General features: G+C 42.1%; 5 protein-coding genes, 4 tRNA genes and 6 rRNA genes. 1 reads left to right on the top strand and 14 read right to left on the bottom strand.

The features are described from left to right. Positions 1-42: 42 nt before the first annotated feature. From PZ898_RS17855 to folE, 14 genes are all read right to left on the bottom strand, one after another. Positions 43-1209, bottom strand: coding sequence for a T9SS type A sorting domain-containing protein (locus PZ898_RS17855; RefSeq protein ID WP_277693879.1), 1167 nt, complete (start codon positions 1207-1209; stop codon positions 43-45). Positions 1210-1556: 347 nt separating this feature from the next. Continuing rightward, positions 1557-1664 (bottom strand): 5S ribosomal RNA (gene rrf / locus PZ898_RS17850). 160 nt (positions 1665-1824) lie between these two features. Beyond that, a 23S ribosomal RNA gene (locus PZ898_RS17845) occupies positions 1825-4579 on the bottom strand. 153 nt (positions 4580-4732) lie between these two features. Next, a tRNA-Ala gene (locus PZ898_RS17840) sits at positions 4733-4806 on the bottom strand. Between the two features lie 87 nt (positions 4807-4893). Then, a tRNA-Ile gene (locus PZ898_RS17835) sits at positions 4894-4967 on the bottom strand. Between the two features lie 220 nt (positions 4968-5187). Further along, positions 5188-6704 (bottom strand): 16S ribosomal RNA (locus PZ898_RS17830). Positions 6705-7988: 1284 nt separating this feature from the next. Next, positions 7989-8096: ribosomal RNA gene (gene rrf / locus PZ898_RS17825) — 5S ribosomal RNA — on the bottom strand. Positions 8097-8256: 160 nt separating this feature from the next. Beyond that, positions 8257-11011, bottom strand: a 23S ribosomal RNA gene (locus PZ898_RS17820). Positions 11012-11164: 153 nt separating this feature from the next. Then, positions 11165-11238, bottom strand: a tRNA-Ala gene (locus tag PZ898_RS17815). 87 nt (positions 11239-11325) lie between these two features. Then, positions 11326-11399 (bottom strand) — tRNA-Ile (locus tag PZ898_RS17810). Between the two features lie 220 nt (positions 11400-11619). Continuing rightward, a 16S ribosomal RNA gene (locus PZ898_RS17805) occupies positions 11620-13136 on the bottom strand. Together the 16S, 23S and 5S rRNA genes with 4 tRNA genes alongside form the textbook arrangement of a ribosomal RNA operon. 1117 nt (positions 13137-14253) lie before the next feature. Continuing rightward, positions 14254-15720: a cysteine--tRNA ligase gene (gene cysS / locus PZ898_RS17800; protein ID WP_277693878.1), complete on the bottom strand. Its 1467-nt coding sequence runs from the start codon at positions 15718-15720 to the stop codon at positions 14254-14256. A 125-nt stretch (positions 15721-15845) separates the two neighbouring features. After that, positions 15846-16277 carry a DinB family protein gene (locus tag PZ898_RS17795; protein ID WP_062673720.1) on the bottom strand — a complete coding sequence of 144 codons (432 nt, stop codon included), beginning with the start codon at positions 16275-16277 and terminating at the stop codon, positions 15846-15848. A 6-nt stretch (positions 16278-16283) separates the two neighbouring features. Beyond that, positions 16284-16949, bottom strand: coding sequence for a GTP cyclohydrolase I FolE (folE, locus tag PZ898_RS17790; protein WP_034694807.1), 666 nt, complete (start codon positions 16947-16949; stop codon positions 16284-16286). Between the two features lie 101 nt (positions 16950-17050). On the opposite strand from folE, the gene PZ898_RS17785 reads away from it, so the two are divergent. Then, a complete protein-coding gene (locus PZ898_RS17785) occupies positions 17051-18202 on the top strand; it encodes a hypothetical protein (RefSeq protein ID WP_277693877.1) in 1152 nt (383 codons plus the stop codon). Positions 18203-18376 lie beyond the last annotated feature (174 nt).

Here is an 18376-nt window from a genome sequence, read left to right as displayed (position 1 = left end):
ATAATTTGAAAAGGTCTTTATATGCTGACTAATAGCATCCTATTATTTTGTAACTAAAATCTTTTTATTGAATATAACTTTTCCTGATTCATCGACAATATTTACAATATAAGCTCCTGTCACCAATCCCTTAAGATATACTTTTTCATCTAATGAACCCTCTTTCACAGATAGGTTCTGAGTCATTACATTTTTACCTGCCATATCAAAAATATTCAGTTTAATAGAACCTTTTACATTATTATTAATATGCACATTGATATAGTGCTCATCAACCCTTGTTGGATAAATATCTAGATTTGTAGCCAAACTATTAACTGCTGCAGATTTATCATTAGCAAAATATTTGCTTGCTAAATCATAAATATGAAGTCCCTGTTCTCCCTGAAGTTGTTTAGTCTGCAAAGTTGCCAGATCGACCTCATATAAAGCACCTCCTTTTGCACTTGCTACGACTACTTTACCCTGAGCATTTACTGCAGAACCGTTTACCGAATAGTTATCAGGAATACCTGTAATTTTACCTATAAATTTAGCTTTTAAATCCTTTGTCACAACTTTAAAAACATTCCCGGAAGCAGCAAATACATAGAAATTATTATCTGCATCTGCAATCATATCACCTCCAAAACCGGTTTCCATTGCAGTAAATGAGTTTCTGCCATTTGAGGCATCATCTTTTATGATTCCAAGATCATTTACAGTGTATTGTCCGGCTTCTTTTCTGATTTCTAAAAACTGTGTTCCTGCATTATTTACAGCATAAATGTTTCCGTTATATCCGGTTGCCATTCTGGTAATATGAGAATTAATATCACATGAGGATACTCTTGCTATATTATTTTCCACTAAAGTAATTTCCTTTGTCTTTGGATTTAAAATATAAATATTAGAAGAAAACATCGGCATGTATACCAGATTATTATTCGAAGAATCATACGCAAGAGCAGCTAATGTCACAGCTTGAGAATGACTGTAAGAATTTCTGTCTTCCGCGACAATACCTTTTTTTGCTTGGGAAAATACTTTTGATGAAGATTCGGCAGTAAAAAACTTCTCTCCTGAAATTCCATTAGTTCCATCAATGGCACGAAAATCATTGAACGTAATACTTTGCGTATCTTTTCCTGTAATCGCAAAGAAATCCTGCTGTGCTTGAGCATTCACACCGAATAACAGTAAAAACAGAGGGAATAAATGTTTTTTCATATTATATAATTTAATATTCGTAATCGTTTTTATCTTACTAAGTTACATAATTTTTGAATTAGAAAACTAAAAATCCCTGGTATTTGAATAAAATTTAGATAGTGACCCTAGAGAAATTCCAAATGATGAATAATTTGGAATTCGAAATACGAGGTTTTCAAATTCGAGCTAGAATGATAGGTTTTAAATCTGGGTTTCTTCTCATTACCTATTACTCATTACTTCTGTTTCTGTTTGGATTTGTGTTAGTTAGTTTAGGGAGTATGTTGAGTGTTGTTGGTGTTGATGTAGGTATATAACAAAAAAACCTTTATCGTAAAGATAAAGGTTTTTAAAAATAAAATAAAAACTGGCGGCGGCCTACTCTCCCGCGTTAGCAGTACCATCGGCGCTGGTGGGCTTAACTTCTGTGTTCGGAATGGGAACAGGTGAGCCCCACCGCTAAAACCACCCTAAAGAAGGTATATAAGATATCAGAGGATAGATTTCAGATTTCAGACTTCAAGGTCTGGTATCTGATGTCTTATATCTGACATCTGTTTTAAGCGATAAAAACTTTCACAAAGACAAAACCTTCACTGCGCATAAAGCACCTGGTTTATATTAGTAACCATAGACTATAAATCTACGGGTAATTAGTACTACTTGGCTATGACATTACTGTCTTTACACCTATAGCCTATCAACGTCGTCATCTACAACGACCCTTAAAAGATGTCTCATCTTGAGGCGAGTTTCGCACTTATATGCTTTCAGTGCTTATCTCTTCCAAACGTAGCTACTCAGCGGTGCACCTGGCGGTACAACTGATACACCAGAGGTTTGTTCAATTCGGTCCTCTCGTACTAGAATCAAGCCCTCTCAAACATCTAACGCCCGCAATAGATAGAGACCGAACTGTCTCACGACGTTCTGAACCCAGCTCGCGTGCCACTTTAATGGGCGAACAGCCCAACCCTTGGGACCTTCTCCAGCCCCAGGATGTGACGAGCCGACATCGAGGTGCCGAACCTCCCCGTCGATGTGAGCTCTTGGGGGAGACTAGCCTGTTATCCCCGGAGTACCTTTTATCCTATGAGCGATGGCCCTTCCATACGGAACCACCGGATCACTATGTCCTGCTTTCGCACCTGATCGACTTGTAGGTCTCACAGTCAAGCACCCTTATGCCATTACACTCTACGCACGGTTACCAAGCGTGCTGAGGGTACCTTTGAAAGCCTCCGTTACTCTTTTGGAGGCGACCACCCCAGTCAAACTACCCACCACGCAATGTCCTTCTAAAAGAAGTTAGGCTCCAAGTAAGTAAAGGGTGGTATTTCAACGTCGGCTCCACAAACACTAGCGTGCCTGCTTCAAAGCCTCCCACCTATCCTACACATTACTTACTCAAAGTCAATACGAAGTTATAGTAAAGGTTCACAGGGTCTTTTCGTCCCATTGCGGGTAATCGGCATCTTCACCGATACTACAATTTCACCGAGCTCGTGGCTGAGACAGTGCCCAGATCGTTACACCATTCGTGCAGGTCGGAACTTACCCGACAAGGAATTTCGCTACCTTAGGACCGTTATAGTTACGGCCGCCGTTTACTGGGGCTTCAGTTAATGCCTTCGCTTACGCTAAGCACCTTCCTTAACCTTCCAGCACCGGGCAGGTGTCAGACCCTATACAGCATCTTTCGATTTAGCAGAGTCCTGTGTTTTTGATAAACAGTCGCCTGGGCCTCTTCACTGCGGCCAACATTGCTGTTGGCGTCTCTTCTTCCGAAGTTACGAGACTATTTTGCCTAGTTCCTTAGCCACGACTCACTCGAGCACCTTAGGATTCTCTCCTCGACCACCTGTGTCGGTTTTGGTACGGGTTGCTTCACTTCGGCTTTTCTTGGATCAGATTACACTACAGCAGCTTCGCCCGAAGGCTAGGCCTTGACTATTCCGTCAGTCTCCAGCAGCTACATCCAACCGTCCCCTTTTATTGTGAGCAAGTATGGGAATATTAACCCATTGTCCATCCACTACCCCTTTCGGGTTCGCGTTAGGTCCCGACTAACCCTCAGCTGATTAGCATGGCTGAGGAAGCCTTGGTCTTTCGGTGAGCAGGTTTCTCGCCTGCTTTATCGTTACTTATGCCTACATTTTCTTTTCTATCCGCTCCACAATACCTCACAGTACTGCTTCGGCGCAAATAGAATGCTCTCCTACCAGATATATCTAAAATATAAATCCATAGCTTCGGTAATATGTTTATGCCCGATTATTATCCATGCCGGACCGCTCGACTAGTGAGCTGTTACGCACTCTTTAAATGAATGGCTGCTTCCAAGCCAACATCCTAGCTGTCAATGCAGTCCAACCGCGTTGCTTCAACTTAACATATATTTTGGGACCTTAGCTGTTGGTCTGGGTTCTTTCCCTCTCGGACATGGACCTTAGCACCCATGCCCTCACTGCCGTAGAACATTTATTAGCATTCGGAGTTTGTCAGGAATTGGTAGGCGATGAAACCCCCGCATCCAATCAGTAGCTCTACCTCTAATAAACTTATATACGACGCTGCACCTAAATGCATTTCGGAGAGTACGAGCTATCTCCCAGTTTGATTGGCCTTTCACCCCTACCCACAGGTCATCCGAAGACTTTTCAACGTCAACCGGTTCGGTCCTCCACTCTGTGTTACCAGAGCTTCAACCTGCCCATGGGTAGATCACAAGGTTTCGCGTCTAATCCTACTAACTATGCGCCCTATTCAGACTCGCTTTCGCTCCGGCTCCGGTACTTAATACCTTAACCTCGCTAGTAAAATTAACTCGTAGGCTCATTATGCAAAAGGCACGCCGTCACAGCATTACGCTGCTCCGACCGCTTGTAGGCGTACGGTTTCAGGTTCTATTTCACCCTTCTATTCGAAGTGCTTTTCACCTTTCCTTCACAGTACTTGTTCACTATCGGTCTTTCAGGAGTATTTAGCCTTGGAGGATGGTCCCCCCATATTCAGACAGGATTTCACGTGTCCCGCCCTACTCATTTATCATCTCTATATGCCTTTCGAGTACAGGATTATCACCTTCTATGATTGTTCTTTCCAGAACATTCCTCTAAACATAAAAAGACTTTTGGGCTAATCCGCTTTCGCTCGCCACTACTTACGGAATCTCTTCGATTTCTTTTCCTCCGGGTACTTAGATGTTTCAGTTCTCCGGGTTTGCTCCTCTTGCGAGGTGACATATCTTCAATATGCCGGGTTGCCCCATTCGGATATCTGCGGATCAATTCGTGTGTGCCAATCCCCGCAGCTTTTCGCAGCTTACCACGTCCTTCGTCGCCTCTGAAAGCCTAGGCATCCGCCATACGCCCTTAACGATTTCTTTCCTATTGGTTACTCAAGCGCTTTATGCGCTCGGTTTTCTCTTTGTGATGTCTTTACCGTTAATGTCAATGATCTTAATTTCTTTCTTTCAAACTGATGAACAAATGTTGTTTTTGGCTCCATTCGTAACTTTTAAATCAGTCTTCCAAAACTGTGGAGAATAAGGGAGTCGAACCCTTGACCTCCTGCGTGCAAGGCAGGCGCTCTAGCCAGCTGAGCTAATTCCCCCTCTAGTAGACTTTAGATATCAGATTCCAGATCTCAGACCTAAATGTCTGATGTCTAATAGCTGATCTCTTCCTGTCTTTCAATTAGTAGTCTCGGGCAGGCTCGAACTGCCGACCTCTACATTATCAGTGTAGCGCTCTAACCAGCTGAGCTACGAGACTGTCTTTTAGACGTAAAAGATGATAGACTGATAGATAACAGACTAATTTCTTCGTCTTTCTCTCTCTGCTTTTATCTTCTTTGCCTCTCTCAATCCCTTTACTAATTTCTAGTGGGTTTTGTATTTTTATATATCAACCAAACAAAAAACTAAAGCTATGCTTTAAGTAAGTATTTTGTATCTTACGATACTGATTTTGTTTAACGTCCTAAGACGCTCTAAAATGAGATGTTCCAGCCGCACCTTCCGGTACGGCTACCTTGTTACGACTTAGCCCTAGTTACCTGTTTTACCCTAGGCAGCTCCTGTTACGGTCACCGACTTCAGGTACCCCAGACTTCCATGGCTTGACGGGCGGTGTGTACAAGGCCCGGGAACGTATTCACCGCGCCATGGCTGATGCGCGATTACTAGCGATTCCAGCTTCATAGAGTCGAGTTGCAGACTCCAATCCGAACTGAGACCGGCTTTCGAGATTTGCATCACTTCGCAGTGTAGCTGCCCTCTGTACCGGCCATTGTATTACGTGTGTGGCCCAAGGCGTAAGGGCCGTGATGATTTGACGTCATCCCCACCTTCCTCTCTACTTGCGTAGGCAGTCTCACTAGAGTCCCCAACTTAATGATGGCAACTAGTGACAGGGGTTGCGCTCGTTGCAGGACTTAACCTAACACCTCACGGCACGAGCTGACGACAACCATGCAGCACCTTGAAAAATGTCCGAAGAAAAGTCTATTTCTAAACCTGTCATTTCCCATTTAAGCCTTGGTAAGGTTCCTCGCGTATCATCGAATTAAACCACATAATCCACCGCTTGTGCGGGCCCCCGTCAATTCCTTTGAGTTTCAAACTTGCGTTCGTACTCCCCAGGTGGCTAACTTATCACTTTCGCTTAGTCTCTGAAACTTACATTCCAAAAACGAGTTAGCATCGTTTACGGCGTGGACTACCAGGGTATCTAATCCTGTTCGCTCCCCACGCTTTCGTCCATCAGCGTCAGTTGTTGCTTAGTAACCTGCCTTCGCAATTGGTGTTCTAAGTAATATCTATGCATTTCACCGCTACACTACTTATTCCAGCTACTTCAACAACACTCAAGACCTGCAGTATCAATGGCAGTTTCACAGTTAAGCTGTGAGATTTCACCACTGACTTACAGATCCGCCTACGGACCCTTTAAACCCAATAAATCCGGATAACGCTTGCACCCTCCGTATTACCGCGGCTGCTGGCACGGAGTTAGCCGGTGCTTATTCGTATAGTACCTTCAGCTACCCTCACGAGGGTAGGTTTATCCCTATACAAAAGAAGTTTACAACCCATAGGGCCGTCGTCCTTCACGCGGGATGGCTGGATCAGGCTCTCACCCATTGTCCAATATTCCTCACTGCTGCCTCCCGTAGGAGTCTGGTCCGTGTCTCAGTACCAGTGTGGGGGATCACCCTCTCAGGCCCCCTAAAGATCGTAGACTTGGTGAGCCGTTACCTCACCAACTATCTAATCTTGCGCGTGCCCATCTCTATCCACCGGAGTTTTCAATACCGAATGATGCCATTCAGTATATTATGGGGTATTAATCTTCCTTTCGAAAGGCTATCCCCCAGATAAAGGCAGGTTGCACACGTGTTCCGCACCCGTACGCCGCTCTCAAGATCCCGAAAGATCTCTACCGCTCGGCTTGCATGTGTTAGGCCTCCCGCTAGCGTTCATCCTGAGCCAGGATCAAACTCTCCATTGTATGTTTGTCTGACTCACTCAAAGTTTTTAACGCTTTAGTTTTTCCTTACTTGGTTGTTATATTGTATGTCAATGATCTTTATATCTTTCGCTTTTCAACGAAGCAATCTCTCTGTCAGTGTCGCTCCGTATTTGCGAGTGCAAAAGTAAAACTTTATTTTTTAATGACCAAATGTTTTTGAAGAAAATTTTAAAGTTTTTTTAAGTAACCTTAACTCTTCTCAAAACCTCAATCCCTCTACTCCTGCGCTCCCTCTAATTGGGACTGCAAAGATACAAACTCTTTTTAAACTGACAACTTTTTTTTCAAAAAGTTTTAAAGTTTTTTTCGTCCGTCTCTTTTTGGAAGTAATATCGTTTCTGCCCATCTAAAGGCGCTTCTGCGCTACTGAATGTCTTTCGTTTTTCAGTGGGGCAAAGATAGTAACTTCATACAACGCAAAACAAGTTTATTTAACATAAAAATACAAAATGTGGAAAACTATCTTCATATCTATTTATTATTCAGTTATTTAAATACAAATTACACTTATCCACAATTAGCACTAGTAAACTTGAATAAATAGTATTGCTCTCTATAAGCTACATTCTATCTTCAAAATCTAATAATGATAACTGAGATATACTCAGTATTGTTAGATTTTAGATTAGTATTGTTTTAAATAAACAAAAAGGTGATGAGAAATATAAATAGCTTGCTTATACATCACAAAAGGCATTAAAGTATGAATTCAAAAACATAATAAATGAGAATGGTAGGAATATAGAAAACAGAAGAATGTAGTTCATATACACTTTGTAACAAAATCAATATTTATAAAAAGGAAAATAGAAGTAAAACTAAATCAAAAACTAATATATTTTGGTTTTTAGAAATATAAATATTGGTCTTGATAATTTAAATTTTTATAATTAAGTTCTATTTAGACTCCTTGGTAGTAACAGCCTGGGAAGAATAAACAGTATTGAAGGTAAAGACCCATCCTCGGATAAAGAATAAAAAACAGAGGGATGGAGGCAGGAAGCCTGAAGCTGGAGAAAGAAGAATAGCGGATAGATGAGATGGGCTACTTACTACCAACATCTATTATCTATTATCTATTATCTATTATCTATTATCTATTATCCACTGCTCATTACCTATTACTCATTACTTCTGTTTCTGTTTGGATTTGTGTTAGTTAATTTAGGTAGTATGTTGAGTGGGTTTAGTGTTGGTGTAGGTGTAGGTATATAACAAAAAAACCTTTATCGTAAAGATAAAGGTTTTTAAAAATAAAATAAAAACTGGCGGCGGCCTACTCTCCCGCGTTAGCAGTACCATCGGCGCTGGTGGGCTTAACTTCTGTGTTCGGAATGGGAACAGGTGAGCCCCACCGCTAAAACCACCCTAAAGAAGGTATATAAGATATCAGAGGATAGATTTCAGATTTCAGACTTCAAGGTCTGGTATCTGATGTCTTATATCTGACATCTGTTTTAAGCGATAAAAACTTTCACAAAGACAAAACCTTCACTGCGCATAAAGCACCTGGTTTATATTAGTAACCATAGACTATAAATCTACGGGTAATTAGTACTACTTGGCTATGACATTACTGTCTTTACACCTATAGCCTATCAACGTCGTCATCTACAACGACCCTTAAAAGATGTCTCATCTTGAGGCGAGTTTCGCACTTATATGCTTTCAGTGCTTATCTCTTCCAAACGTAGCTACTCAGCGGTGCACCTGGCGGTACAACTGATACACCAGAGGTTTGTTCAATTCGGTCCTCTCGTACTAGAATCAAGCCCTCTCAAACATCTAACGCCCGCAATAGATAGAGACCGAACTGTCTCACGACGTTCTGAACCCAGCTCGCGTGCCACTTTAATGGGCGAACAGCCCAACCCTTGGGACCTTCTCCAGCCCCAGGATGTGACGAGCCGACATCGAGGTGCCGAACCTCCCCGTCGATGTGAGCTCTTGGGGGAGACTAGCCTGTTATCCCCGGAGTACCTTTTATCCTATGAGCGATGGCCCTTCCATACGGAACCACCGGATCACTATGTCCTGCTTTCGCACCTGATCGACTTGTAGGTCTCACAGTCAAGCACCCTTATGCCATTACACTCTACGCACGGTTACCAAGCGTGCTGAGGGTACCTTTGAAAGCCTCCGTTACTCTTTTGGAGGCGACCACCCCAGTCAAACTACCCACCACGCAATGTCCTTCTAAAAGAAGTTAGGCTCCAAGTAAGTAAAGGGTGGTATTTCAACGTCGGCTCCACAAACACTAGCGTGCCTGCTTCAAAGCCTCCCACCTATCCTACACATTACTTACTCAAAGTCAATACGAAGTTATAGTAAAGGTTCACAGGGTCTTTTCGTCCCATTGCGGGTAATCGGCATCTTCACCGATACTACAATTTCACCGAGCTCGTGGCTGAGACAGTGCCCAGATCGTTACACCATTCGTGCAGGTCGGAACTTACCCGACAAGGAATTTCGCTACCTTAGGACCGTTATAGTTACGGCCGCCGTTTACTGGGGCTTCAGTTAATGCCTTCGCTTACGCTAAGCACCTTCCTTAACCTTCCAGCACCGGGCAGGTGTCAGACCCTATACAGCATCTTTCGATTTAGCAGAGTCCTGTGTTTTTGATAAACAGTCGCCTGGGCCTCTTCACTGCGGCCAACATTGCTGTTGGCGTCTCTTCTTCCGAAGTTACGAGACTATTTTGCCTAGTTCCTTAGCCACGACTCACTCGAGCACCTTAGGATTCTCTCCTCGACCACCTGTGTCGGTTTTGGTACGGGTTGCTTCACTTCGGCTTTTCTTGGATCAGATTACACTACAGCAGCTTCGCCCGAAGGCTAGGCCTTGACTATTCCGTCAGTCTCCAGCAGCTACATCCAACCGTCCCCTTTTATTGTGAGCAAGTATGGGAATATTAACCCATTGTCCATCCACTACCCCTTTCGGGTTCGCGTTAGGTCCCGACTAACCCTCAGCTGATTAGCATGGCTGAGGAAGCCTTGGTCTTTCGGTGAGCAGGTTTCTCGCCTGCTTTATCGTTACTTATGCCTACATTTTCTTTTCTATCCGCTCCACAATACCTCACAGTACTGCTTCGGCGCAAATAGAATGCTCTCCTACCAGATATATCTAAAATATAAATCCATAGCTTCGGTAATATGTTTATGCCCGATTATTATCCATGCCGGACCGCTCGACTAGTGAGCTGTTACGCACTCTTTAAATGAATGGCTGCTTCCAAGCCAACATCCTAGCTGTCAATGCAGTCCAACCGCGTTGCTTCAACTTAACATATATTTTGGGACCTTAGCTGTTGGTCTGGGTTCTTTCCCTCTCGGACATGGACCTTAGCACCCATGCCCTCACTGCCGTAGAACATTTATTAGCATTCGGAGTTTGTCAGGAATTGGTAGGCGATGAAACCCCCGCATCCAATCAGTAGCTCTACCTCTAATAAACTTATATACGACGCTGCACCTAAATGCATTTCGGAGAGTACGAGCTATCTCCCAGTTTGATTGGCCTTTCACCCCTACCCACAGGTCATCCGAAGACTTTTCAACGTCAACCGGTTCGGTCCTCCACTCTGTGTTACCAGAGCTTCAACCTGCCCATGGGTAGATCACAAGGTTTCGCGTCTAATCCTACTAACTATGCGCCCTATTCAGACTCGCTTTCGCTCCGGCTCCGGTACTTAATACCTTAACCTCGCTAGTAAAATTAACTCGTAGGCTCATTATGCAAAAGGCACGCCGTCACAGCATTACGCTGCTCCGACCGCTTGTAGGCGTACGGTTTCAGGTTCTATTTCACCCTTCTATTCGAAGTGCTTTTCACCTTTCCTTCACAGTACTTGTTCACTATCGGTCTTTCAGGAGTATTTAGCCTTGGAGGATGGTCCCCCCATATTCAGACAGGATTTCACGTGTCCCGCCCTACTCATTTATCATCTCTATATGCCTTTCGAGTACAGGATTATCACCTTCTATGATTGTTCTTTCCAGAACATTCCTCTAAACATAAAAAGACTTTTGGGCTAATCCGCTTTCGCTCGCCACTACTTACGGAATCTCTTCGATTTCTTTTCCTCCGGGTACTTAGATGTTTCAGTTCTCCGGGTTTGCTCCTCTTGCGAGGTGACATATCTTCAATATGCCGGGTTGCCCCATTCGGATATCTGCGGATCAATTCGTGTGTGCCAATCCCCGCAGCTTTTCGCAGCTTACCACGTCCTTCGTCGCCTCTGAAAGCCTAGGCATCCGCCATACGCCCTTAACGATTTCTTTCCTATTGGTTACTCAAGCGCTTTATGCGCTCGGTTTTCTCTTTGTGATGTCTTTACCGTTAATGTCAATGATCTTAATTTCTTTCTTTCAAACTGATGAACAAATGTTGTTTTTGGCTCCATTCGTAACTTTTAAATCAGTCTTCCAAAACTGTGGAGAATAAGGGAGTCGAACCCTTGACCTCCTGCGTGCAAGGCAGGCGCTCTAGCCAGCTGAGCTAATTCCCCCTCTAGTAGACTTTAGATATCAGATTCCAGATCTCAGACCTAAATGTCTGATGTCTAATAGCTGATCTCTTCCTGTCTTTCAATTAGTAGTCTCGGGCAGGCTCGAACTGCCGACCTCTACATTATCAGTGTAGCGCTCTAACCAGCTGAGCTACGAGACTGTCTTTTAGACGTAAAAGATGATAGACTGATAGATAACAGACTAATTTCTTCGTCTTTCTCTCTCTGCTTTTATCTTCTTTGCCTCTCTCAATCCCTTTACTAATTTCTAGTGGGTTTTGTATTTTTATATATCAACCAAACAAAAAACTAAAGCTATGCTTTAAGTAAGTATTTTGTATCTTACGATACTGATTTTGTTTAACGTCCTAAGACGCTCTAAAATGAGATGTTCCAGCCGCACCTTCCGGTACGGCTACCTTGTTACGACTTAGCCCTAGTTACCTGTTTTACCCTAGGCAGCTCCTGTTACGGTCACCGACTTCAGGTACCCCAGACTTCCATGGCTTGACGGGCGGTGTGTACAAGGCCCGGGAACGTATTCACCGCGCCATGGCTGATGCGCGATTACTAGCGATTCCAGCTTCATAGAGTCGAGTTGCAGACTCCAATCCGAACTGAGACCGGCTTTCGAGATTTGCATCACTTCGCAGTGTAGCTGCCCTCTGTACCGGCCATTGTATTACGTGTGTGGCCCAAGGCGTAAGGGCCGTGATGATTTGACGTCATCCCCACCTTCCTCTCTACTTGCGTAGGCAGTCTCACTAGAGTCCCCAACTTAATGATGGCAACTAGTGACAGGGGTTGCGCTCGTTGCAGGACTTAACCTAACACCTCACGGCACGAGCTGACGACAACCATGCAGCACCTTGAAAAATGTCCGAAGAAAAGTCTATTTCTAAACCTGTCATTTCCCATTTAAGCCTTGGTAAGGTTCCTCGCGTATCATCGAATTAAACCACATAATCCACCGCTTGTGCGGGCCCCCGTCAATTCCTTTGAGTTTCAAACTTGCGTTCGTACTCCCCAGGTGGCTAACTTATCACTTTCGCTTAGTCTCTGAAACTTACATTCCAAAAACGAGTTAGCATCGTTTACGGCGTGGACTACCAGGGTATCTAATCCTGTTCGCTCCCCACGCTTTCGTCCATCAGCGTCAGTTGTTGCTTAGTAACCTGCCTTCGCAATTGGTGTTCTAAGTAATATCTATGCATTTCACCGCTACACTACTTATTCCAGCTACTTCAACAACACTCAAGACCTGCAGTATCAATGGCAGTTTCACAGTTAAGCTGTGAGATTTCACCACTGACTTACAGATCCGCCTACGGACCCTTTAAACCCAATAAATCCGGATAACGCTTGCACCCTCCGTATTACCGCGGCTGCTGGCACGGAGTTAGCCGGTGCTTATTCGTATAGTACCTTCAGCTACCCTCACGAGGGTAGGTTTATCCCTATACAAAAGAAGTTTACAACCCATAGGGCCGTCGTCCTTCACGCGGGATGGCTGGATCAGGCTCTCACCCATTGTCCAATATTCCTCACTGCTGCCTCCCGTAGGAGTCTGGTCCGTGTCTCAGTACCAGTGTGGGGGATCACCCTCTCAGGCCCCCTAAAGATCGTAGACTTGGTGAGCCGTTACCTCACCAACTATCTAATCTTGCGCGTGCCCATCTCTATCCACCGGAGTTTTCAATACCGAATGATGCCATTCAGTATATTATGGGGTATTAATCTTCCTTTCGAAAGGCTATCCCCCAGATAAAGGCAGGTTGCACACGTGTTCCGCACCCGTACGCCGCTCTCAAGATCCCGAAAGATCTCTACCGCTCGGCTTGCATGTGTTAGGCCTCCCGCTAGCGTTCATCCTGAGCCAGGATCAAACTCTCCATTGTATGTTTGTCTGACTCACTCAAAGTTTTTAACGCTTTAGTTTTTCCTTACTTGGTTGTTATATTGTATGTCAATGATCTTTATATCTTTCGCTTTTCAACGAAGCAATCTCTCTGTCAGTGTCGCTCCGTATTTGCGAGTGCAAAAGTAAAACTTTATTTTTTAATGACCAAATGTTTTTGAAGAAAATTTTAAAGTTTTTTAAGTAACCTTAACTCTTCTCAAAACCTCAATCCCTCTACTCCTGCGCTCCCTCTAATTGGGACTGCAAAGATACAAACTCTTTTTAAACTGACAACTTTTTTTTCAAAAAGTTTTAAAGTTTTTTTCGTCCGTCTCTTTTTGGAAGTAATATCGTTTCTGCCCATCTAAAGGCGCTTCTGCGCTACTGAATGTCTTTCGTTTTTCAGTGGGGCAAAGATAGTAACTTCATACAACGCAAAACAAGTTTATTTAACATAAATTTCATATTCGGATAGGTTTTTATCCTAATCAGCTGGAAGGCAGAGAGAAAAATTTTAAACATTTGTTTGGAGGTGTGGTTGGAGAGTAAGTGGGTTAGAGGGTGAGAGAGCGTGAGAAGGGAGGGATTCGAGATTAGAGATGCGGGATACGGGGAGCGAAGTGCAAGGATGAGTGGTTTCGGGATGATTGCAATATACTATATATAATAAAGGGATAAGTTAGGCGAAAGCTCGTTCCTATTGAATGGTTTTTATTTTTTACCGCGGATGACACAGATTGACACGGATCATGATGGATATTTTATATATGAACTTGTTTTCATTGGGCCAAATTATTACTTATTACTTATATCCTACCCTCCTTCCCTAGCCCTGATAGGAATGGTTACCCCACAGCATGGGTTGGAGAGTGGGTGGGACTGAGCGTTGGAGTGCACGGGCGCGAGGAGTATGAATGGATAGCAGGAAATAGCTCCTGAAAAAATTGGAGAGTTGAGTGTGAGTGGGTAAGAGAGTTTTAGAGAAGGGAAGGGAAGCACAAAGAGACATAATCTGAAATACGGATACATTCTCTAGAAGGGATAAAAAAACATTCCGTAAGAATCCTTATAATAAGTAACTCCTACGGAATGGGGATAAAACGAAGTTATATTTTCTAGCTCAGAACGTATGATGTTCCGTCTCTTCCGTCTTTTAATTCGATACCTTCTGCAAGCAGTTTATCTCTGATTTGGTCTGAAAGTTCAAAGTTTTTGGATTTTCTTGCCTGGTTTCTCAATTCGATCAAAACTTTTAGGGTCTGATCCAGCTTTTCATTGTTATTCTCTTCTACGGTCTGGAGTCCAAGAACATCAAAGATAAAGGCATTGAGTGTAGTTTTCAAATCTTCAAGATCATCTGTTGAGATTGTTTCCTTACCATCATTCAAAGCAAAGATGTATTTCACTGCTTCAAACAGGTGAGCAATCAGGATTGGAGAATTGAAATCGTCTGTTAACGCTTCATATGCTTTATTTTTCCATTCTTTTAGGCTGAAACCGGATTGTTTGGTGTCATCGGCGGTAATAGAATTCAATACTTTCACTGCTTCCATTAATCTGATGAATCCTTTTTCGCTGGCTATCATGGCATCATTTGAAATATCCAGAACGCTTCTGTAGTGTGCCTGCAGGAAGCAGAAACGTACAATTGAAGGATGGAAAGGTTTTTCAAAGAAGTCATTATCTCCTGTAACCAACTGCATTGGAAGGATGTAGTTCCCTGTAGATTTGCTCATACGCTGAGAATTCATCGTCAGCATATTGGCGTGCATCCAGTAATTCACCGGTGCGGCATCGTTGCAGGCTTTCCCTTGTGCAATTTCGCATTCGTGGTGAGGGAATTTAAGATCCATTCCTCCTCCATGGATATCGAATGTCTCACCAAGATATTTTGTGCTCATTGCAGTACATTCAAGATGCCATCCCGGGAAACCTTCTCCCCAAGGGGAATTCCATCTCATGATGTGAGCTGGGGATGCTTTTTTCCACAATGCAAAATCCTGTGGGTTTTTCTTTTCACCCTGTCCGTCAAGGTCTCTGGTATTGGCGAAAAGCTCTTCTATGTTACGTTTTGAAAGCTCACCATAATTCAGCCCTCTTTTGTTGTACTCCAAAACATCAAAATACACTGAACCGTTGCTTTCGTAAGCAAATCCTCTTTCAATTAGTTTTTGAGTTAACTCGATCTGCTCTACAATATGTCCTGTAGCAGTAGGCTCGATGTTTGGAGGAAGTAAATTGAACATATCCAGGACTTTGTGGAAGTCTACGGTGTATTTCTGTACAATTTCCATAGGCTCCAGTTTTTCAAGTCTGGTCTGTTTTACGAATCTGTCGTTATCAACATTTCCATCATCGGTAAGGTGACCTGCATCAGTAATATTTCTTACATATCTTACTTTATATCCCAAATGCATCAGGGTACGGTAGATAAAATCGAAAGACAGGAAAGTTCTTACATTGCCTAAATGTACATTGCTGTACACAGTAGGTCCGCAGACGTACATTCCGACGTTTCCTTCTAAGATAGGTTTGAATATTTCTTTTTCTGCTGTAAGCGAGTTATATATTTTTAATTGCATTTATTTTTAAGTTAAAAGATTTAATGATTTTAAAGATTCAAAATTGAGTTAAAAATTACTTTTGTCACAACAAATAATTGTCGTGATAAAGATCTTATCTGAAACTTTTTTAAATTTTATCATAATTAAATCGCTTTTAAATGATGCTGCAGATGATCTACATAATCATCGATAATAAACTCCAATGTATAGATCCGTGGTTCTGATTTGGTCGTATCACAGGTTCTCTGTAATGCTTCGTCAGGGATATTTTCTACGATATGAACAATCTGATAGTTCAAAGATTTCCACAGGTCAATAAGATCTGAAGTAGGAACATTCTGATAGTTCTGAGCTTTTACCCAAAAATTCTGATCATATACAATATTTTCGTTCTCTTTATATTGTGTCACAACAAATCTACGGATATTTGTAAAAGCACTGTCACAAAGATGGCCAATAATTTCTTTTTTGGACCATTTTTCTGAAGAACTTCTATATGACCATTCTTCTTCAGTGATATTTTGAAATCTCTGAAGCTCGGCATCGATAATATTTCTAAGAATCTGGTAGTTCATTGTTTATTAATCCAGTTTTGCATGGCTTCCTACGTAGTGTAAGAACTCCTGTCTTGTAATAGGGTTTGTTCTGAAAATACCACTCAATTCTGCAGTAATGGTAGAACTTGCCGTATCTTTTATTCCTCTGCAGTTTACACAAAGGTGTTTTGCATCAATGATACATGCCACATCTTTCGTTCCCAAAGCTTCTTTCAAAGCATCTACAATTTGCATGGTAAGTCTTTCCTGAACCTGTGGCCTTTTCGCGTAGTAATCTACAATTCTGTTAATTTTTGAAAGACCGATTACTTCTCCATTGGAAATATAAGCAACATGCGCTCTTCCTATGATGGGTAAAAAGTGGTGTTCACAGAAAGAATATACGGTGATATCCTTTTCTACCAACATCTGGCGGTATTTGTATTTGTTGGAGAAAGTGGAGATTCCTGGTTTGTTTTCAGGAAGAAGTCCTCCGAAGATCTCGTTCACATACATTTTGGCAACACGTCTTGGAGAGTCTTTCAGAGAATCATCTGTCATATCCATTCCCAGCGTTTCCATGATCTCGCCAAAAAGCTCAGTAATTTTTTCAATTTTTTCCTGTGGCGATTTATCAAAAGCATCTTCCCTTATAGGCGTATGTTCTTTTCCAGTGAAAATATCATCGTCGTTATCAGTAAAATCAACCATTTTTATTTAATTTGCAGCAAAAATACGGATAATATCTTTTTCTCTATTTCAAATAAGATGAAAAACATTATCTTTTATAGCCATTTCTGATAAAAAAACATATGATTATTGTCGAAGAAGTACAAAACCATCTCCATAAAAGGGAATTTCTGGAATTCCCGGCCCGCCTTTATGAACACGACAAAAATTATATCCGCCCTTTAGATAAACATATTGAGGAAATTTTTGATCCTGCCAAGAATAAATTCTTTAAAAACGGAGAATGTAAGAGGTTTCTGTTTAAAAAGAATGGCAGCACCGTTGGGAAAGTAGCTGTTTTTGTAAACAGCTGTTATGAGCAAAAGCAGCCTACGGGAGGAATTGGTTTTTTCGACTGTATTAATGATCAGGAAACGGCTAATTTTATTTTTGATTATTGTAAAAACTGGCTTCAGGAAAAAGGAATTGAGGCGATGGATGGACCTATCAATTTTGGGGAACGGGATAAATTCTGGGGTCTGCTGATTGAAGGTTTCATAGAACCTTTGTTTGGGATGAATTATAACTTCCCTTATTACAAAGATCTTTTTGAGAATTATGGGTTTCAGATTTATTTTGAGCAGCTATGTTTTACCAGACCTGTTTTTGCAGAAGTTTCGAGGATCTTTACCATTGCACATGAAAAGAACAGAAGAAACCCTGCGATCTCAGCCCAACCTATGAAAAAGAATAATCTGCCGAAGTTTGCAAAGGATTTTACAGAGATTTATAATAAAGCATGGGCATCTCATGGAGAAGGAAAGCATCTGGAAGAAGCAAAAGTTCTGAAGATGTTCAACACCATGAAACCTATCATCAACGAGCATATCTCCTGGTTTGTATACGAAAACGGAAAACCGATTGCGATGTGGATCAATATTCCTGATCTCAACCAGTGGTTTAAATATCTGAACGGGAAATTCGGGATTTTTCAAAAGCTCAAGTTTTTGTTGTTAAGACGTTTTAAGAAGAATGAAAAAATGGTGGGTCTCGTTTTCGGTGTTGTCCCGGAATGGCAGAAGAAAGGCATAGACGGATATATGATCTGGGAAGGAACTCAACATTTAAGAAAACATACGGATTTTACAATTACGGAACTTCAGTGGATTGGTGATTTTAATCCTAAAATGATTAAGATTGCAGAAGCTCTTGAAACTACGGTTACCCGAAAGTTGGCTACTTATCGATATTTATTTGACAGGAGTAAGGAGTTTGAGAGACATACTGGTCTTTAGAGTAAGGATGACGGAAGATGGAAGTGGGAGGTTTATTTTTAAGGGAGGAAAGATGGAATCAACAAAGTTGATTCTTTCTAAGCGGGTGTATAGCCCACGGCTTTATTTATTTTATCTTTTAAATTAATTCTGTATAAGATTTCAAAAAATAAAAACCCTGCTTTTTACAGCAGG

It is taken from the genome of Chryseobacterium sp. WX (assembly GCF_029542485.1).
GTDB lineage: Bacteria > Bacteroidota > Bacteroidia > Flavobacteriales > Weeksellaceae > Chryseobacterium > Chryseobacterium cucumeris.
Note: the sequence above shows the minus strand (reverse complement) of the source record. Positions and strands in the feature narration are given on the sequence as shown.

Bases quoted from the DNA above. Each gene is read 5' to 3' on its own strand.
- PZ898_RS17855 (WP_277693879.1), bottom strand. From the start codon at position 1,209: ATGAAAAAACATTTATTCCCTCTGTTTTTACTGTTATTCGGTGTGAAT.
- cysS (WP_277693878.1), bottom strand. From the start codon at position 15,720: ATGCAATTAAAAATATATAACTCGCTTACAGCAGAAAAAGAAATATTC.
- PZ898_RS17795 (WP_062673720.1), bottom strand. From the start codon at position 16,277: ATGAACTACCAGATTCTTAGAAATATTATCGATGCCGAGCTTCAGAGA.
- folE (WP_034694807.1), bottom strand. From the start codon at position 16,949: ATGGTTGATTTTACTGATAACGACGATGATATTTTCACTGGAAAAGAA.
- PZ898_RS17785 (WP_277693877.1), top strand. From the start codon at position 17,051: ATGATTATTGTCGAAGAAGTACAAAACCATCTCCATAAAAGGGAATTT.